Source organism: uncultured Mucilaginibacter sp. (genome assembly GCF_903913935.1).
GTDB lineage: Bacteria > Bacteroidota > Bacteroidia > Sphingobacteriales > Sphingobacteriaceae > Mucilaginibacter.
The window spans coordinates 1-2,880 of record NZ_CAIWNH010000340.1; the positions used below are offsets into that span (position 1 = coordinate 1).

A 2,880-nucleotide genomic window follows, 5' to 3' on the forward strand; every position below is an offset into this window, starting at 1 on the left:
GAATGATAACTTTTATGGTATCGCAATGACCGGCAAGCGCCTCGTCAATTGAGTTATCTACTACTTCATACACCAGGTGATGGAGACCTTTTGAACCCGTATCACCGATGTACATGGAAGGGCGTTTTCGCACCGCCTCTAAACCCTCTAAAACTTGTATATTATCTGCCGAGTAATTTGATTTGTCCTGATTTTCTTCGCTCATATTTGGTTAGAAAAACAACTTACAAAAGTACGATTTTTAGCCCGTATTACAGCACTTGTTGATAAAAAGGGTACGTAATTAACATGTGTGAGAACATGTGCGTGTAGATGTGCGGAAATGCAAATGTGCAGATGTGCAAATGGGATCAATGTAGCCGTGTACCAATGGGCACGCAAGCCACTTTTTGGAGCGTTTTGTTGAATTTACCCTTTTAAATGGCTACCTTGAAATGAACATAATACATACTTATCAGGAACAAGAAGGTTAACATTGCATCATCTGCACATTTGCATATCTGCACATCTGCACATCGATCCCATCCGCAAATTTGCACATCAAAATGAGTGTATTCAATAAATTAGGATACTTCTATCGAAACCTTATCTTTGTCAAAATTTTTTTTATCCAAAACAATAAAACAAACTAAAACCTGCCGGAGATGGCAGCAGAATAAACCAATTAAATTCAATGAAAACTCAAGCTTCTTTTCTTACAAAAATTGCAACAGGCCTATTGCTTGCAACAACAATAATCGCCTGCAATAAACCCAAAACTGACGACAAACCTGCTGTTGCCGCACCCGACAATAAAGAGACCATCGTTTTTATAAACCAGGATACATTATTGAGCAAATATAATTATGCCAAAGATGTGACTAAAACTATGCAGGATAAAGGTAAAGCGGCCCAAAGCGATCTGGCATCACGCGGACAAGCATTTCAGCGCGAAGTAGCTGATTATCAAAAAAGCGCGTCAACAATGCCCGCCGACCAAAGGCAAACATCCGAACAAAACCTGCAGCGCAAGCAACAGGATTTGCAGACTTACCAGCAAAATGCTACCGCCCAGTTTCAAACAGAACAGGCAAACGAAGGCAATAAAGTATATGATAAAATTGCTGACTTTGTTAAAGGATATGCTAAAGAAAAAGGGTATAAACTGGTATTAACTTATTCAAAAGCTAACCCAACTGTTATATATGGTGATGCAGGATTGGATGTCACTGCTGATGTAATAAAAAGGCTTAACGATGCGTACACCAAAGACAAGAAATAAACGCGGGCCAAGTTAACAATACACAGGTTTGGCATGATATTTATCAATTAAAAACCCCAACTTTGTTTGGGGTTTTTTTTTATAACAATGGAAAAAGAGGTAATTGAAAAATTTATGAGGATGGCCATAGCGCTGTCTGAACAGAATATAAAACAAAAACTGGGCGGGCCTTTTGGTGCCGTTATTGTTAAGGACGGAAAAGTAATTGCGGCCAGCGCCAACAGGGTAATTCCTGAAACCGACCCCACCGCCCATGCAGAAGTATCGGCCATTAGATTAGCCTGCAAAGAATTGAACACCTATGACCTTAGTGGTTGCGAAATTTACACCAGTTGCGAACCATGTCCCATGTGCCTTGGCGCGATTTACTGGGCACGGATTGAAAAAATATATTACGCCAATACACAAACAGATGCTGCTGGCATTGGCTTTGATGACCAACTAATTTACCGGGAACTTGAGTGTAATATGGCCGAAAGGAAACTCGCGTTTGAACAGGTGCTGCACGATGAGGGGCTTGCCGTATTTAAATTATGGGAAACATTAGCTTTAAAAAACGGTAATGAAATAGTTTGAAGCAGCAGCCCGCTAAAACGCGTTTTCATCACCCTTAAGGGAATTCCACACCGTCAGCATGATAATCCGGAGGTCGAGCAAAAACGACCAGTTTTCCAGGTACCAAACATCGGCTTCAACGCGTTTCAGCATAGCGTCAACGGTTTTTGTTTCACCACGCAAACCCTGAACCTGTGCCCAACCAGTGATCCCCGGTTTTAAAAAATGCCTGACCATAAACCTGTCGATCAATTGCGAATATTGCTTGGTATGCTTGATCATGTGTGGCCGGGGCCCTACTACCGACATATTTCCCTTTAAAACGTTAAAAAACTGGGGAAGTTCATCAAGACTTGTGCGCCTTAAAAAAGCACCGATCCGGGTAATTCTGTTATCGTCGCGTGATGCCTGTTTATTATCCGAGTCGTTATTTACATTCATACTTCGGAATTTATAGCATTTAAATGGATTGTTGTCGCGGCCCGAACGCACTTGCGTAAAAAATACCGGGCCTTTTGATTCAAGCTTTATCAGGATAGCCAATATGGGGAAAAGCCAACTGAAGATAAAAAGAATGACAAACAAGCCAAAAACGCAATCAAACAACCTTTTAATCGACCGGTTAAGCAAACTTTCAAGCGGCTCTGTTCTAAAAGAAATAACCGGAATGTGCCCTAAGCTTTGAATAATGGTTGTTTTTTTCGAATAGTCGTAATATTCCGGCACCGATTTAAACCTGATGAGGTTTTTGTCAGCATCAAGCATCAGCTTCTCTATCGTTTTCGCTTCCGAAACTGGTAAGGTGCAAAATATTTCATCTACCTTATTTTTTATTACATAGTCTATGCAATCTTCAGTCCCACCCAGGTAAAACTTACCTTCTTTTACATTTTTTGGATTGTCATCAAAAAAACCAAGTGTTTTATACCCTTTATCGGGATTGTTTTCAAAAAAATTGAACAGGTCGTAACCAATTCTTCCCGCTCCAATAATAATAACATCCCTTGTATCAACCAACGATCGCCAGTCGGCCCGCCTTATCAAAAGAAAAATGAGTTTCCATA

The 2,880-nt window shown here is 40.5% G+C and carries 3 protein-coding genes and 1 pseudogene; 2 read left to right on the plus strand and 2 right to left on the minus strand.

Features of this window, described 5'->3' with window-relative positions; translation table 11 throughout:
• Positions 1-205 (minus strand): annotated as a pseudogene (locus QZY09_RS13310) (DNA topoisomerase IV subunit B); the annotation flags it as partial.
• Between the two features lie 468 nt (positions 206-673).
• Here QZY09_RS13310 and QZY09_RS13315 point away from each other — a divergent pair.
• Positions 674-1,261 carry an OmpH family outer membrane protein gene (locus tag QZY09_RS13315; protein WP_295673116.1) on the plus strand — a complete coding sequence of 196 codons (588 nt, stop codon included), beginning with the start codon at positions 674-676 and terminating at the stop codon, positions 1,259-1,261.
• An 87-nt stretch (positions 1,262-1,348) separates the two neighbouring features.
• Positions 1,349-1,837 (plus strand): nucleoside deaminase, encoded by a 489-nt coding sequence (locus tag QZY09_RS13320; protein ID WP_295673118.1) that lies wholly within the window; start codon positions 1,349-1,351, stop codon positions 1,835-1,837.
• A gap of 12 nt (positions 1,838-1,849) precedes the next feature.
• Here QZY09_RS13320 and QZY09_RS13325 read toward each other — a convergent pair.
• The coding region (locus tag QZY09_RS13325) for an undecaprenyl-phosphate glucose phosphotransferase (protein WP_295673120.1) at positions 1,850-2,880 on the minus strand (1,031 nt) is incomplete at its 5' end.